The sequence below is a fragment of the Pseudomonas sp. GW531-T4 genome (assembly GCF_017349615.1).
GTDB lineage: Bacteria > Pseudomonadota > Gammaproteobacteria > Pseudomonadales > Pseudomonadaceae > Aquipseudomonas > Aquipseudomonas chlororaphis_I.
The window spans coordinates 34,612-48,555 of the sequence record NZ_JACMZT010000024.1; the positions used below are offsets into that span (position 1 = coordinate 34,612).

Annotated in this window: 16 protein-coding genes; 5 read left to right on the forward strand and 11 right to left on the reverse strand. The window is 60.9% G+C overall.

From position 1 onward, the window contains the following. Positions 1–65 precede the first annotated feature (65 nt). Both J4D28_RS19260 and J4D28_RS19265 read right to left on the reverse strand, forming a co-directional pair. Entirely contained in the window at positions 66–890 is an 825-nt protein-coding gene (locus tag J4D28_RS19260; protein ID WP_103330528.1) for an SDR family oxidoreductase, read from the reverse strand. A gap of 35 nt (positions 891–925) precedes the next feature. After that, positions 926–1,390, reverse strand: coding sequence for a hypothetical protein (locus J4D28_RS19265; protein WP_009047073.1), 465 nt, complete (start codon positions 1,388–1,390; stop codon positions 926–928). 216 nt (positions 1,391–1,606) lie between these two features. Between J4D28_RS19265 and J4D28_RS19270 the strand changes: the two genes are divergently transcribed. The 5 genes from J4D28_RS19270 (at position 1,607) to J4D28_RS19290 (ending at position 4,475) form a co-directional block, all read left to right on the forward strand. Then, a complete protein-coding gene (locus tag J4D28_RS19270; RefSeq protein WP_029526655.1) occupies positions 1,607–2,014 on the forward strand; it encodes a PAAR domain-containing protein in 408 nt (135 codons plus the stop codon). Further along, a complete protein-coding gene (locus J4D28_RS19275; protein WP_101281846.1) occupies positions 2,011–2,547 on the forward strand; it encodes a DUF4123 domain-containing protein in 537 nt (178 codons plus the stop codon). Before J4D28_RS19270 ends, J4D28_RS19275 begins: the two co-directional genes overlap by 4 nt. Continuing rightward, positions 2,540–2,926 (forward strand): hypothetical protein, encoded by a 387-nt coding sequence (locus J4D28_RS19280; protein WP_103330525.1) that lies wholly within the window; start codon positions 2,540–2,542, stop codon positions 2,924–2,926. The genes J4D28_RS19275 and J4D28_RS19280 overlap by 8 nt, the downstream gene beginning before the upstream one ends. A gap of 365 nt (positions 2,927–3,291) precedes the next feature. Then, positions 3,292–3,747: a Tox-REase-5 domain-containing protein gene (locus J4D28_RS30585; RefSeq protein WP_009047077.1), complete on the forward strand. Its 456-nt coding sequence runs from the start codon at positions 3,292–3,294 to the stop codon at positions 3,745–3,747. Positions 3,748–3,761: 14 nt separating this feature from the next. After that, on the forward strand, positions 3,762–4,475 hold the full coding sequence (locus J4D28_RS19290) for an Imm52 family immunity protein (protein WP_028681700.1): 714 nt from the start codon (positions 3,762–3,764) through the stop codon (positions 4,473–4,475). Between the two features lie 117 nt (positions 4,476–4,592). On the opposite strand, the gene J4D28_RS19295 is transcribed toward J4D28_RS19290, so the two are convergent. The 9 genes from J4D28_RS19295 to J4D28_RS19330 form a co-directional block, all read right to left on the reverse strand. Further along, positions 4,593–4,988, reverse strand: a complete 396-nt coding sequence (locus J4D28_RS19295; protein ID WP_103330636.1) for a hypothetical protein — start codon at positions 4,986–4,988, stop codon at positions 4,593–4,595. Positions 4,989–5,080: 92 nt separating this feature from the next. Then, positions 5,081–5,407 carry a hypothetical protein gene (locus J4D28_RS19300; protein WP_101284074.1) on the reverse strand — a complete coding sequence of 109 codons (327 nt, stop codon included), beginning with the start codon at positions 5,405–5,407 and terminating at the stop codon, positions 5,081–5,083. Positions 5,408–5,460: 53 nt separating this feature from the next. Beyond that, complete coding sequence (locus J4D28_RS30745; protein ID WP_009047081.1) at positions 5,461–5,853, reverse strand: hypothetical protein; 393 nt, start codon at positions 5,851–5,853, stop codon at positions 5,461–5,463. Further along, positions 5,850–6,818 (reverse strand): hypothetical protein, encoded by a 969-nt coding sequence (locus tag J4D28_RS19305; protein WP_103330523.1) that lies wholly within the window; start codon positions 6,816–6,818, stop codon positions 5,850–5,852. The genes J4D28_RS30745 and J4D28_RS19305 overlap by 4 nt, the downstream gene beginning before the upstream one ends. 725 nt (positions 6,819–7,543) lie before the next feature. After that, a complete protein-coding gene (locus tag J4D28_RS19310; RefSeq protein ID WP_009047083.1) occupies positions 7,544–8,995 on the reverse strand; it encodes a mannose-1-phosphate guanylyltransferase/mannose-6-phosphate isomerase in 1,452 nt (483 codons plus the stop codon). A gap of 157 nt (positions 8,996–9,152) precedes the next feature. Further along, a complete protein-coding gene (locus J4D28_RS19315; RefSeq protein ID WP_009047084.1) occupies positions 9,153–9,809 on the reverse strand; it encodes an alginate O-acetyltransferase AlgF in 657 nt (218 codons plus the stop codon). A 14-nt stretch (positions 9,810–9,823) separates the two neighbouring features. Next, positions 9,824–10,999: an alginate O-acetyltransferase gene (locus J4D28_RS19320; RefSeq protein WP_009047085.1), complete on the reverse strand. Its 1,176-nt coding sequence runs from the start codon at positions 10,997–10,999 to the stop codon at positions 9,824–9,826. An 11-nt stretch (positions 11,000–11,010) separates the two neighbouring features. Continuing rightward, the gene (locus tag J4D28_RS19325) at positions 11,011–12,576 is read right to left on the reverse strand and encodes an MBOAT family protein (RefSeq protein ID WP_009047086.1); all 1,566 of its coding nucleotides are present in this window, start codon (positions 12,574–12,576) and stop codon (positions 11,011–11,013) included. Between the two features lie 237 nt (positions 12,577–12,813). Continuing rightward, positions 12,814–13,938 (reverse strand): mannuronate-specific alginate lyase, encoded by a 1,125-nt coding sequence (locus J4D28_RS19330; protein WP_103330522.1) that lies wholly within the window; start codon positions 13,936–13,938, stop codon positions 12,814–12,816. Positions 13,939–13,944: the final 6 nt, after the last annotated feature.

Consider the following 13,944-nt stretch of genomic DNA (forward strand, 5'->3'; position numbering starts at 1 on the left):
CTAAAAGACGTTTTCTGGAACCTGTGGAAACGGCCGGGCGACATTTCGCTACCGGTGATCGACCGTCACAGCTTTGCACCCAGGCCAAAACGCTTCATCAGCACCTTGTCCAGCAAGCCTCTGGGCAACAGGCTGGCCATCAAGGGCAATGCGCGGCTGCCATTACCAATCCGAACCAGACGCGCAGGCTTGTCCTGCTGCACCGCCTTGAGCAGCCTGGCGGCAAATTCGTTGGCGGGTGTCGGGTGGTCCTGTGAGGCCCGGGCCCGTGCGCGGATGCCTTCGCGCAGCGGCCACCAGGGCGATTGTTCGGTGAGCAGTTGCTCGGCTTGATGCCCGGCATTCTTGGCGAAGCTCGAGGCGATGGCGCCGGGCTGGACCTCCATCACGCGGATGCCGAACGGCGCCAGTTCCATGCGCAACGCATCGCTCAAGGCATGCACCGCCGCCTTGGAGGCGCAGTAGGCACCGGCAAAAGGCGTGACCAGGACGCCCGACACGCTGCCGATATTCACCACCAGCCCGCGGCTGCGGCGCAGCACTGGAAACATCGCCCGGGTCACGCCGACCAGGGCGAACACATTGGTTTCGAACTGCCGCTGCATGGCCTCGACACCGCCATCCAGCAGCGGGCCCATGGCGCCGTAGCCGGCGTTGTTGATCAGCAGGTCGAGGCCGCCGTGTTGCTGGTTGATGCGCTCGCCCAGGGCGGTGAGCGCCGGCCCATCGTTGACGTCCAGTTGCACCGCGTTGAAACCCGCGGCTTGCAGCATGGCCACGTCTTCGGCCCTGCGGGCGGTGGGCAGGACGGTGAAGCCGGCGGCCTTGAAAGTATCCGCCAGGGCGCGGCCGATGCCGCTGGAACAACCGGTGATCAGCGCAACGGGCATGGCGCGGTCCTTGTGCAAAAAGAGGGAAGGGGGAATCAGTCGGAGAAACTACCCTGCAAGCGCTCGGCGCGAAACTCCAGGGTTTGCGGGCGATAGCCGGGGCGCAGCGGCGGCAGGGGCAGGCAGTCTTCCCAATTGGCGCCGGCCTGCAACTCGCCGGGGCCGCGATAACGCGGGGCGCTGTACTGGTTGTCGGCCAGGTTTACCGTGTCGCCCGGCGCATAGGCGGCGACGCGCCAGCGCAGTTCGGTCAGCGGCACATCGTTGCCGTTGTTCATCTTCAACAGCAGCGGGCGATCCGCCGGGCAATGCTCGGGGGCGTAGCTGATGCGCAATTCCAGGCGCGCCAGTTGCTGGGCTTCGCGGTTATCCATCCAGACCACCCACACCGCCACCAGGCCCAGGCCGACAGCGGCGGCCATGGACACCGGCAAGGCCTTGGCGGGGTAGCGGACCAGCAGGATCAGCCAGGTGATAACCAGCAGAACGCCGATGAACATGAGGTGAACCTCGGGGGAAATAGTGCAGCCATCCTACCTAAGCGTAGGTGGGATTGACCAACCCTGATCCCGGGACTGAGCCCCCTGGTGACTTATCGGGGGGAGGAGACCGGGATCACTGTTGTTCGGAAAAACTTTGAAAAGGATTGTTGATTGTATGTTTTTTGAGCATTCGGCAGAGTCGGTTTTCTCGCCAGTTTCGATAGGGAAGTTGAAATGTCTGGGAAACCTGCCGCGCGCGTTGGAGATCCAACCGTCTGTCCTTTGCCTGGCCACGGTACCAATCCGATTACCAGTGGCTCGCCTGATGTCCTCTTTGATCACCTGCCCGTCGCACGGGAAGGTGACCCGACGGCTTGCGGTTCAGCATTGAACGCCAATGTCATTCCCAACGTACTGATCAACGGAAAGCCGGTCGCTGTCCTGGGTTCCCTGGGCAGTCACGGCAATGTGATTGTGGGTGGTTCGGGGACGATCATCATCGGCAACAGTGGCGGCGGTGCGGCGTCTTCCGCAGTAGCCGCATTCCCCTCCGTGCCCGGATTATGTTTGAAGTGCCTGCTGCTGGCCGCTCAGCGCAATCAGACCTTTGTACCGCTGGAAGCCCTGGGGAGCAGCGCATGAGGCGTGTCGGCTCCTTGTTCTGGCGGCTCTCGGAGCCCTCCGGGTCATCGTCCAGACTGCTTGCCCTTATCGATGGTGCCCGCTATCTGACGTTGAACAAACGCCTTGAAGAGGCGGACGACAGCATCCGTTTTCACTGGCTCCTGAGCGCTGGCGCACTGGATGAAATTCGCCATGCCGGCCCGGTACTGGTTGAGTTTCCTGACTCCAGGAGCGGTTTGCGCGGGGCATTCGGCAATTGGCTGGTTACACGAGACCAGCAGGCACCGATGGTTTCCTGGCTTTGGAGTGATCAGCCGTTCGAAACCCTGCGCGACTATCACCAGGACCTGTTGTTCAGCCAAATGCCGGATGGGCGTCGAGCACTGTTTCGTTACTACAGTCCTGAGGTCAGGCGTGCGCTGGACAAGGTGATATCACCCTCCCAGATCCAGCAGCTCATGCGTCATGTCCAGGACTGGCTGGTCTGGCAACCCCTGCAAGGTTGCTATCTCAGCTACGGCGTCGAGCAAGTGGGGGAGCAACATGCTTGAGTTGAGTACCGAACAGCTTTCACAACTGGATGACATTCGTCAGAACGAAGTATTTGAGCGGCTGTTACTGGAAGTACAGCAAGAGAACCCTGAGTGGTTGTCCAGAAAGGGGCTGATGCCGGCTTTGCAGATGTTGAAAGACCTGCGTGAGCGTGCGTGGGGTTTTGGCATCAGGGAGCCCGAGTCCGTCGAGCATTTTCTGCGGCATGGATTGACCTTTACCGACTTTGACAAGCAGCCGGCCTTTATCGAGTTCATGAACAGGCCTGTAGCGGATAGCCCCGAGCGGCGGTTCGAGGATTACGAGGATATCGTGGTGTTCAGGATGAACATGCAGCACTGGCGGGACATGCAAGCCGTCGGGGAGATTCGACCATGAGTGGATTGGGGATTCTGCCAAGCACAGGGCCCATGGCTCTACGCATGACGCCTCGCTTGGGGCCACGTTTACCATTCGAGATTCCAACCCCGACTCCCAGGCTGCCGATGCCCCCTCCACGGCCAATGCCGATGCCGACGCCCAGGCCCACTCAGCCACTGCCGGCGCCCCGGCCAATCCCGCAGCCCGTCCCTTTGCCGCAGACGCAACCCCAGGCAAAACCCAGGGTGGATGCGCCTCCGACGACCGCTGAACGGACTCGGGAAGCCGAGCGCGACTGCAAGGCCAAGCGGGACAAGGACTGTGTGAAATGCCCCCCCGAGCAGGGGACCATGACGATACCCAATAACGGCAAAGGTCATAGTATGTCCGCCCAGTCCGCGCTCTATCAGGCGTGGGTGACTGCTTTCCCGACGCCCTACGAGTGGTGGTGGAACAATACCTGGTGGGATGGTTTCGACAAACCGCGTTGCACCTTGCTGGAAGCCAAGGCCAATTATGCGTTCATGTTCATTCCGCTTATCGGGCTGCCGCGCCCCTGGGCCAATGTGGAGAAAACCCTGATTACCCCGGCCGAGATACATTCCCTGAAAGCCCGGCCCAGCCCACCGGTTTCGGTGGAATGGCATTTCCTGCAAAGGGTGGTCTATGAGTATTGTGCCGAACAGTACGCAGAGAAGGGGCTTACCAACCTGACCGCCTACTGGAACCCGATGCCGGGCACCAAGGATCATGATGAGTACATCAAGCAACGTGCAAAAGAGCAGAAAGAGTGGGATGAGTACCGCCGTGAAAATCCCGACCGTGTTTTTGAAGCCTGACTGAGGACGAGCGCTTGTTCAGAAAATTTTCATTCGTTCTGCGTTTCGACAAACAGAAGATCTCCGCGGTCCCGCATGAGGAGCAGCTGGAAAGAGCCGAGCGCTTTTTCCAGGGCCTTGGCGAGATTCATCCTCTGTTGCAGGACTGGTATCTGCAGGCCGGTTCCAGGGAGGAGTCGCTGCGCAAGCGGATCAATGACGACTTCGAGTACCTGCGTGAAGAAGCGCGGAGCAACCATAACGACGACTTCCCCACGAAGTTGCAGTTTTCCGTGTGGAATGGCCTGGATGATCCCCTCAAGGGTGGGTTGGCCTTTCATTACAACGCCCACGACCTGGACTCAGTCGCCAGCATGCGCTTCGAAGATGGCGGGGCGCTTGTGGCAGCCATTCCCGATGTGAGACCGATAGTGATCAGGGTGATTCAGTTGGCCGTTGAACTGTGGCCTGAACTTGACTGGTGTGTGCTGGCGCCAAAAGACCACTATTTGCGCACCAAGGTGTTCAAGGACCGGCAGACCGTCGGCTGGGTCGGGTTTTGTCCACACGTGTTGCGGGCCGGGGATTTTCCGAGCGCCGACCAGCTCATCGACATTCCAAAACGCGGCACGCTGATCGTGAGTTGTCCACAGGTGATGGATGAGGGCAAACGGGCTGATGTCCAGCGAGTGGCGGAGATCGATATCAAGCTGGTGGAGCTGGGGTATTTGCCACTGTTCATGAACTAGGTCGGTGGGCCTCGCCAGGGCACAAAAGAATCCCCCGTCCAGCCGGCTGCGGATAGGAACCACAGCCAGCTGGAAGGTGCTGTGACAGTGCTACTGCATCCGTACCCGCGCGCCACGTCAGTGCTTAGTCAGTTTCAACAGCGTATACATGATCGAACCCCAGACCAGAAGCACGACATCCATCCAGTTTCTGATGGTCAGCAGGCGCTGAAGATGGGAAGGGAAGTTGCCTATGTCTTCCGAGGAAAGAAAGCCTCTGCGAACCGCAGGGCCAGGCCAAAGCATCGATCCTCGAACGGCGGCTAACATTAGAAAATGCGTGAACCGTCCCTCGTGAGGAAGGCTGTCGGTCCAGCGATAAAAGTGCTGGCTTCTCCGCAGGGCTTCCAGCATCTCTTTCAGGTATCGCCGGCTTAGGTAGTAGCTGAAGGAGAGGTTTGTCACGGCCAGCAACAATGGACATAACAAAAGGATGAAGGCGAGCCAGGAATGCCAGAATTGTTGCCCTGTCATGGCGATGTCTGTTCGCAAAGATCTTGTGCATGCATAAAAGCTTTCCATGGATAGTTGGGAAGGTGCACTGGTCAGTGGTTGCAGATGAATGACTAAAGCTTTATCAGCAGGTACACAAATGTGCCCCACACGACAATCACGCCATCGAGCACGTTCTGTGTTTTTAAAAGGCGCTTGTACTGCGGTGGGAAGTTGCGCACATCGTCTGGGGAAATTATCCCCCTGCGTATTCCCGGCCCAGGCCAGAACATCATGCCCCTGAGTTTCGCGAACATCAGATAGCGAGGATGCCATCCCTGGCGAGGCAGGTAGGTTGCCCAGCCTGCGAAATAGTTACTCCCCTTTAGCGCACCCAGCATCCCGTCGAGGTAGCGTCGACTCATGTAGTAGCTGAAGAGGAGACTGATGAGGGCAAGCAAAAGCAAGCCTCCAGTCAGAATAAGGGCGATTAGCGGAGGGAGCGTGTGCATCGTCAGCCCGTCAACTTCAGCAACGCATACATGATTGCGGACCAGACGAAAAGAATACCGTCCAATCTGTTCTGTATGCTCAGAAGGCGTTTGAGTCGGGGGGGGAAGTTGTGTACATCCTCCGGTGAAAGTAACCCTCTACGTAGTCCAGGGCCGGGGCAGAACATCATTCCTCGAACACTGGCAGACATCAGAAAGTGCTCGAACCATCCCTGATATTGAAGCCTTTCAGTCCATCGATAGAAGTATTTACTCCGCTGCAGGGCCTCCAACATTTCCCTCAGGTAGCGTCGGCTCAGATAGTAGCTGTACGCGAGACTTACAGCGCATAACAGAATCGGACATATCAAAAGTCCAAAAGCGAGCCAGGAACTCCAAAACGCTTGTCCCATCATTGCAGCGTATTCTCGTAAAGAATCTGGCCTGCGTTTTCTCCAAAATCATCACCGATATTTGTACCTAGCCACGCACCAGTTCCTATCAGGACTGCTGTGCATATGACTCCACCTACCCCGGTAGAAGCCCCGAGCGCCGCGCATACAAAACCGCGGCCTGCATATCCAACATGCGCTCCCATGCTTCCTCCTAATGTTGAGCCCGCAAACTTCCCCGTCTCAGTAAACATCACCTTCCTGCAACTCTCATCACCCGAACCCGCCTGACAAACCTCCTGAATCCTCAACGCCGACGACACTCCGCCAATCGCAATGCCGATGTACCCACCCGTCTGCATGTACTTCGCCGCGCGGCTGACGGCGTTCACGTGGGTGGCGTATCCCGGGATCTGGCCGGGGGCGCCGGCTTTGTTCCAATGGTGTACCAGGCTGCGGCTGGAGAGGCCGAGGGCGGTTTTCAGTTTGGGGTGGTCGCCCAGGGGCGTGTAGCCGCGCAGGCGGGTGGAGTTCAGCAGTTGCGCGTCCAGCTGCGCCAACAGGCGCCGGCGGCGGGCGAGGAATTCGGGGGATCTGAGGTGGCCGTGTTGGCGGTAGCTGTCCTGATGCAGGCGTTCCATGTCTTGCAAGGTCTCGCGTAGTTTGTCCAGGTGTTTGCCCAGCACCGAGGTGCCGATGCCCAGCCAGGTCGAGGCCTGGCTGGTGAAGCCGGCGATCTCGGCCTGATGGCGAACCATGAAGTCGGCGGCTTCGGGTGTCAGGGGGGCGAGAGCGATCCTGACCTGCTCGGCGGCGAGCATGAGTTGCGCTTCCTCGTAGGTGCAGGCGTGGTTGGCCGGATCGCTGAGTACGATCAGGCTGCCGGCTTTGACCGTATCGCCAAGGCCTGGATTGAGGGCCAGGTATTTGGCCAGGACGCCGGGTGAGGGGCTGTCGAACAGGTGGCGCTGCAACTCGCTCAGCGGCATGCTCCGGGGCACGATGTAGAAGCCGGGGGCGACAGGTGTAGAGGGCTGGACCTGTGAGGGTTTCGCAGGAGCGTCTAGGCCTTGAGGCGTGGTCAGTATCGAGGTGTTCTTTATCCGTGCACCCGGCAGCGGAGGATTCGGGTTGGCAGGGCGCAGCACATGAGGCATCGGGGTCGGTTCGCCACGGGAATCGGTGGTGTATTTGTTGCCGGAGGGTTGCTCAGCCATCGGTCTTTGTCCCGTGGCTGTGGCAGGCACCATGGTCGGTGCAGGCAGCACTTTCGGTTGCCTTTTCTTGTGTGTGTATCCGCTGCCCCATCGCTGTTTTCGCTATGTGTCTTTACCTCCCGAAACCCTAATGAGCTGCATGGATGAAGTCGTTGAGAGCTATCTGAAACGCCCGGCGGCGCTTTCTAAATGTCTCGTAGGAATGGCTGAACGCCTATCCCTGTAGCCGCTGCCGAGCCCTGGCGAGGCTGCGATCGACCGCGCAGCGGGCGCAGGGTCTTGAGATCGCTGGAGGACCTTCGGTCCTATCGCAGCCTCGCCAGGGCTCGGCAGCGGCTACAGGGATGTGAGCATTCGAGAGGCGCGCGGGCATAAAAAAGCCCCCGCCCAACCGCCTGCGGATAGGGGACGCAGTCGGTCGGACGGGGGGCAAGGACTTGCTGACAACGACTTCCTGCTTTTACTTGCAGCTTGCCGCTTGAAACTTGTCGCTGTGGTTACTGGGCGATGGTTTTCACCGCGACGCCACGTTCCACCGGAGTGGAGCGGCCGTAGATGTCTTCGAAGCGCTCGATGTCGTCTTCGCCCAGGTAGCTGCCCGATTGCACTTCGATGATCTCCAGCGGGATCTTGCCCGGGTTGCGCAGGCGGTGCACCGAGGCGATCGGGATGTAGGTGGACTGGTTTTCGGTGAGCAGGAACACGTTTTCGTCGCAGGTGACTTCGGCGGTGCCGCTGACCACGATCCAGTGTTCGGCGCGGTGGTGGTGCATCTGCAGGGACAGGCACGCGCCCGGCTTGACCGAGATGTGCTTGACCTGGAAGCGCCCGCCCATGTCCACCGAGTCGTAGGAGCCCCACGGACGGTAGACCTCGCAGTGGTTCTGGGTTTCGCTGCGGCCCTGTTCGTTGAGGGTGTTGACCATCTGCTTCACGCCTTGGACCTTGTCCTTGTGGGCGATCATCATGGCGTCCTTGGTTTCGACGACCACGATGTTTTCCAGGCCGATCACCGACACCAGCTTGCCGTTGCCGTGGATCATGCAGTTGCGGCTGTCCTGGATCACCACGTCGCCCTTGCTGACGTTGCCGTTGACGTCCTTTTCATGCACATCCCACAGCGACGACCAGCAGCCCACGTCGCTCCAGCCGGCGCTCAGCGGCACCACGCAGGCGCGCTGGGTCTTTTCCATCACCGCGTAGTCGATGGAGTTGTCCGGGCAGCAGGCGAAGGTGGCCGGGTCGACGTCCACGGTGTCAGCGTCCTGGGCACTGCGTTCCAGGGTCAGCAGGCAGGTGTCGTAGATGTCCGGGTCGTGCTTTTTCAGCTCTTCGAGGAAGCGGCTGGCGCGGAACAGGAACATGCCGCTGTTCCAGAAGTAGCCGCCGGCCTCGACGAACTCGGCGGCGCGCTTGACGTCGGGTTTCTCGACGAAGTGCGAGACGCGGCTCACGCCTTCCGGCAGCAGCGCATCGTTGGTCGACTTGATGTAGCCATAACCGGTTTCCGGTTTGGTCGCCGGCACGCCGAACAGCACCATCTCGCCACGCTCGGCGGCCACGGTGGCCAGGGCCAGGGCGCGTTGCAGGGCTTTCTGGTCTTCCAGCACGTGGTCGGCCGGCAGCACCAGCATCAGCTCGTCACGACCTTCGTTGACCAGCATCATCGCGGTCAGGGCCACGGCCGGCGCGGTGTTGCGGCCGAACGGCTCCATCAGGATGCGCTGGGCTTCGAGTTTGCGCGCCGCCAGTTGCTCGTTGACGATGAAGCGGTGGTCCTTGTTGCAGACCACGATCGGCGTGTCCATGCCTTCGAACACCAGGCGCTCGAGGGTTTGCTGGAACAGTGTGTGTTCGCCGGTCAGGGCGAGGAACTGTTTAGGGAATTGCTTACGCGAAAGCGGCCAAAGACGTGAGCCACTACCACCTGACAAGATCACCGGAATCATGTTGTTACTCCTTCAAAAATCGTTTGGGTTAGAGCTACTGCGTTCTGTCGTTTCACTCTCTTGTTTTTGTCCGGGGGAGCAGCTGCAAGCAGCAAGTTTCAAGCGGCAAGAAAAAGCACTTCTCTTGCCGCTTGAGGCTCGAGGCTTGCAGCTGCTGTTAACGTGTCGAGACCGGGCGCTTGACCCAGACTGGCGACAGGCTGCTGCCATTGCCGGTGACGTAGAGCACCGCGGCTTCGCCGCGCTCCAGGGCGACCGGCTTGAGGTCGCTGACTTTTTTCTCGCCTTCGTACAGCGCGAAGCTGACTTTCACCGGGTTGATTTCACGTTCGCCACGGCCCTTGGCGGCCACCGACTGGACCACGTCGGTCTTGCCATCGGCGGTCTTCAGGGTCAGGGCCTTGTCGCTCAGGTTCTGCACCCGGACCAGGGACTTCTGCTTGTTCTTGAACGGCGGTTCTTCGATCAACTGCGGCTGGCCGCTGGCGTTGTTGACCAGGGTGTAATAGTGGTCGGCGGCGAGTTTCACCGGCAGGCTCTGGCTGCCGACCTTGGCGGTGTAGTCGCCGCCGGGCATGAAGCTGAAGTCACTGCTGGCCAGCGGCGCGACGTCGCTGACATTGGTGCTGCCGACGGTGGCGCTGACTTCCTGGTTGCTGGCGTTGTAGATGCGCACGAAGGACGAGCCCTTGGGCGCGGTCGGGCCGTACAGCGCGGCGTCGCCACCGGCGAAGGCGGGCAGGGACAGGACGCTCATGCCGGCAGCCAGTGTGATTGCCTTGGCGAGACGACGCGGAGTGATAGTGAAAGTCATGGTGTACCTCTCTTTCAGTTTTGCGCCCGATCGGGCGTCTCGGATTTGTTGAGTGCAGCTACGTTCTGTTGGCGGGCGCCGGCTTGTTTGAGCTCTGCGACCCACTGCGGGTCGGCGTCGCCGATATCGTTATTGACCGGCAGATATCGTTCGGGGAACTCCCAGATCAGCACCTGGGGCGGGCTGTTCTTGAAGGCATCGCTTTTCAGGTAGCTGAGCATCGGCAACACCGGGCCGTGGCCGTCTTCGGCGTAGCTGACCACGTCGCTGTGCAGGGCCTGCTTGAGCGCGCCGACGAAGTTCCAGTTGGGGTTGGCGCTGTAGCTGGTGCCCACCAGGGCCACCGGCACTTCGTTGTCGGCGAACAGCGCGTCGTCGGCGGCCGGCTGATCGTCGGCGGCGCGGGTCACGCGTTTCTGCAGCGGCTCCTTGGCCGGCATCAGGTTTTCGAACAGCGGGTCCAGGGGCAGGAACAGGCGCAGGTCGCCCTTGTGCACCACGGTCTGCTCGGCTTCGGTGACGAAGCGTTGCGGCTGGCCCATCAGCGGTGCCTTGTCGGCAATCGCCTTGGCCAACTGGTTGGCGGCGACTTCGGCGCCGGCCGGGGTCCAGTGGGTGTCGGTGCGCAGGAACACTTGCTGGCCGTTCTGCTTGGCCTGTTGCAACGGGCCCAGCAGGTCGGGGGCGAGGATCTTGTCGGCCGCCACCCGGGCGTGGAAGTCCTGGTAGAGGTTGGCGTGGATGCTGGCCGGCTGGACGTCGCCCAGGTGTTCCGGGTACAGGCGCACCTTGGCCGGCACGATCGCCATCACCAGTTTCACGCCTTTCTCTTTCAGGGCCTGGCGCACGCCTTCGACCAGCGCGTAGTTGCCTTGCAGGTTGAGTTCTTCGTTGACGATCGGGTGGAACTCTTCATCGCTGTACAGCCACTGGTCGCGGCCGAGTACCACGCCCGGACGACCTTCGTTGAACAGCTTGAAGTCCAGGGCCGCCCACAGGTTGGTGCCCAGGCGCTTGATCGGGAACTCGTCGTCGTAGTGGGTTTCCACAGCCTTGGCCCAGCGACCGTTGAGCACAGTGGCGTCGTTGTTGGTGCTGAAGCCGAAGAAGCTGCGCACCGACCACAGGCCCAGGACCATCAGGGTCACCAGGAACAGGGCAATGTAGAAGACGCGTAATGAGCGGGTCATGGTCAGATCCCTCAGAACTGGAAGTAAAGGAACGGCGAGAAGCTTTGCGCCGAGAGTTTGAGAATCGAGGCGATGAACAGCAGCAGCACCAGGGCGCGCATCACGTAACGCGGCCAGTCGGCGACCCAGTAGGCCGGCTGGACCTGGGCTTCGACGCCCACGGTGTAGCCCGGCTGGTGGATGCTGTCCGGCTTGTCCCCCGGTACGGCCTTGATCAGGCCAGGCTGGGCGGTGGCCGGACCGTCGGCCTCGGTGTTGATTTCAGGCTTGCTCTTGACCGGTGTCGGGTTGCGATACAGGTCACGCAGGCCGAAGAACGCCAGGGTGGCGTAGGCCACGACCAGGGTCGCCACTTGCAGGCCGGTGAGGCTGGCGCGGTTGAGTTCCGACAGCGACCAGTCGCCGAAGCTGAACATGGCGCCGTACATGCGACCGGCGACGTGCAGGTTCTCGGCGCGGAAGATCACCCAGCCCATCACCACCAGCAGGAAGGTCAGCGCCCAGCGGATCGGGTTCAGCGTGCGTGGCGTGGTGTTGATGCCCAGCGCCTTCTCGATCGCCAGCCACATGCCGTGCCAGGCGCCCCAGACCACGTAGGTGATGTTCGCGCCGTGCCACAGGCCACCGAGCAGCATGGTCAGGAACAGGTTGCGATAGGTCATCAGCGTGCCTTTGCGGTTGCCGCCCAGGGTGATGTACAGGTAGTCGCGCAGCCAGGTGGACAGGCTGATGTGCCAGCGCCGCCAGAACTCGGTGATCGACTGGCTGATGTAGGGCTGCTTGAAGTTTTCCATGAAGCGGAAACCCATCATCAACCCCAGGCCGATGGCCATGTCGCTGTAGCCGGAGAAGTCGAAGTACAGCTGCGCGGTGTAGGCCAGGGCGCCCAGCCAGGCGTCGCCCGTGGTCGGGTTCTGCAGGGCGAAGCAATGGTCGGCGACCACCGCCAGGGTGTCGGCGATGAACACTTTCTTGATGAAGCCCTGCATGAAGCGCGTGCAGCCTTCGGAGAACTTGTCCAGGGTGTGGGTGCGGTTGTTGAACTGGTCGGCCAGGTCGCGAAAACGCAGCACGGGGCCGGCGATCAGGTGCGGGAAGATCGCCACGAACGCCGCGAAGTCGATCAGGTTGCGGGTCGCCGGGGTGTCGCCGCGATAGACGTCGATGATGTAGCTGATGGACTCGAAGATGTAGAACGAGATACCGATCGGCAACAGCACGTGGGTCAGGATGAACGGCTCCAGACCCATGGAGGTCATGATCGCGTTAATGCTGTCCACGCCGAAGTTGGCGTACTTGAAGTAGCCGAGGATGCACAGGTCCACCGCCACGCCGAGCAGCAGCCAGCGCTGGGCCGGCTTGGTCCTGACCCCGGCGGCGCCGACTTTCAGGCCGATCCAGTAGTTCCACAGGGTGACGCCGGCGAACAGCGCCAGGAAGTCCACCCGCCACCAGGCATAGAACACGTAGCTGGCGATCAGCAGCAGCAGGTTGCGATAGCGTTGCCCGCTCAGGTAGTACAAGCCGAGAAAGATCGGCAAGAACAGGAACAGGAACACATTGGATGAGAAAACCATCCCGATCTCTCCATGTTTGACCAACAGTAAAGGGCCGGAGCCCCCCCAAACCCCCCCGTGAAAAACCGGGGAGGCGTATTGCATTCATCACATGCCTTGGCTGCGGCTATGAGTCTTGCGTGTCCTGTAGGAGCGAGCTTGCTCGCGAAAAAAACTCAACGATGACGCGGTGTCGGTTGAATCGCCGCTTTGCGGCTATCGCGAGCAAGCTCGCTCCTACAGGGTTTTGCGTGTTTCTTACGAACCCTTGTTGCCCTTCTCATGCGAGGGGTCGTAGACCTTGGTCAGGTCGCCGCCCAGGCGGAAGGTCTTGAACGGTTGCATCTTGTGCTTGCGTTCGAGCACATCCGGGGCGCAGGTGTAGAGACTGCAGAAGGGTTCGAGCCAGGCGAATTTCGAGTCGACCTTGAGGTCGGTCATGTCCTGTTCCTTGCCGTTCTTCTCTTCGAATTCGTCCGGATCCTTCACCCCGGCCAGCACCCGCTCGCCCAGGCGTTTCAGCGCGCCGTTGTTTTCCTGGCGCAGGTCGACACCGTTGACCTGGGCGAAGCTGGCGATCATCGCCAGCGGCGGCAGGGCGTAGTTGTGATAGGCCAGGGCGCGTTGCTGGCGCTTGAGTTCGTTGGGCAGGAAACCGTCGGCATCGACCTGGTTGGCGCCGACCTTGTATTCCTTCACGGCCCAGTCGAACAGGTCGCGGCGGTTGGTCGCCACGGCGGTGGCCATCACCGACCAGGCGGCCCAGTACGAGTGGTTGTTGGTCTTGTCCAGCGGCAGGTTGTCCCAGTCGCTGACCACCTGGTCGGCCATCTTGCTGAACCAGGCCTCGATCTGTTGCGCTTGCTGCTGGTGGGTAGCCAGCGGATGGGAGTCGGAGAACTTCAGGCGCAGGTAGGCCGAAGCCATGCTGCCCAGGGCCCATTTGCGCATGGACTTGCCGGTGTGGTTGAAGTCCTTGGACATCAACGCATCGGCCTGGGCCCAGGCGCTCAGCCAGCTGAGGGTGCAGTCCAGTTGTTCCGGACGACCGTCGCGCATGAACTGCATGACCCGCTTGCTGGTGCCGCGCTCGATCTTGGTGATGTCGGCGGTGCTGTCGCGAAAGGCCTTTTCCGATTGTTCGTTGAGGGTCGCGCGGGCCTTGTCCGAACCTTCGTACTTGCTGCGAAATTGCAGCGAGCCGGTGTAAGGCGCGGGCATGGTGTCGCAGCCTTCGCTGTGGTCGCCGCTCTTGAATTTATCCACCGGCGCGTAATACCCCTGGGGCGGACGCAGTGGGGCCGCGGCCTGGGTGGCGCCGGCGAACAGCGCCAGGCTCAACAGGCTCGGGGCCAAGAACTGTTTCAGCGTTTTGCTTTGCATAGGAAC

Coding starts and splice junctions, on each gene's coding strand:
- J4D28_RS19260 (WP_103330528.1), bottom strand. CDS start 890: ATGCCCGTTGCGCTGATCACCGGTTGTTCCAGCGGCATCGGCCGCGCC.
- J4D28_RS19265 (WP_009047073.1), bottom strand. CDS start 1,390: ATGTTCATCGGCGTTCTGCTGGTTATCACCTGGCTGATCCTGCTGGTC.
- J4D28_RS19270 (WP_029526655.1), top strand. CDS start 1,607: ATGTCTGGGAAACCTGCCGCGCGCGTTGGAGATCCAACCGTCTGTCCT.
- J4D28_RS19275 (WP_101281846.1), top strand. CDS start 2,011: ATGAGGCGTGTCGGCTCCTTGTTCTGGCGGCTCTCGGAGCCCTCCGGG.
- J4D28_RS19280 (WP_103330525.1), top strand. CDS start 2,540: ATGCTTGAGTTGAGTACCGAACAGCTTTCACAACTGGATGACATTCGT.
- J4D28_RS30585 (WP_009047077.1), top strand. CDS start 3,292: ATGTCCGCCCAGTCCGCGCTCTATCAGGCGTGGGTGACTGCTTTCCCG.
- J4D28_RS19295 (WP_103330636.1), bottom strand. CDS start 4,988: ATGACAGGGCAACAATTCTGGCATTCCTGGCTCGCCTTCATCCTTTTG.
- J4D28_RS30745 (WP_009047081.1), bottom strand. CDS start 5,853: ATGATGGGACAAGCGTTTTGGAGTTCCTGGCTCGCTTTTGGACTTTTG.
- J4D28_RS19305 (WP_103330523.1), bottom strand. CDS start 6,818: ATGCCGCTGAGCGAGTTGCAGCGCCACCTGTTCGACAGCCCCTCACCC.
- J4D28_RS19310 (WP_009047083.1), bottom strand. CDS start 8,995: ATGATTCCGGTGATCTTGTCAGGTGGTAGTGGCTCACGTCTTTGGCCG.
- J4D28_RS19315 (WP_009047084.1), bottom strand. CDS start 9,809: ATGACTTTCACTATCACTCCGCGTCGTCTCGCCAAGGCAATCACACTG.
- J4D28_RS19320 (WP_009047085.1), bottom strand. CDS start 10,999: ATGACCCGCTCATTACGCGTCTTCTACATTGCCCTGTTCCTGGTGACC.
- J4D28_RS19325 (WP_009047086.1), bottom strand. CDS start 12,576: ATGGTTTTCTCATCCAATGTGTTCCTGTTCCTGTTCTTGCCGATCTTT.
- J4D28_RS19330 (WP_103330522.1), bottom strand. CDS start 13,938: ATGCAAAGCAAAACGCTGAAACAGTTCTTGGCCCCGAGCCTGTTGAGC.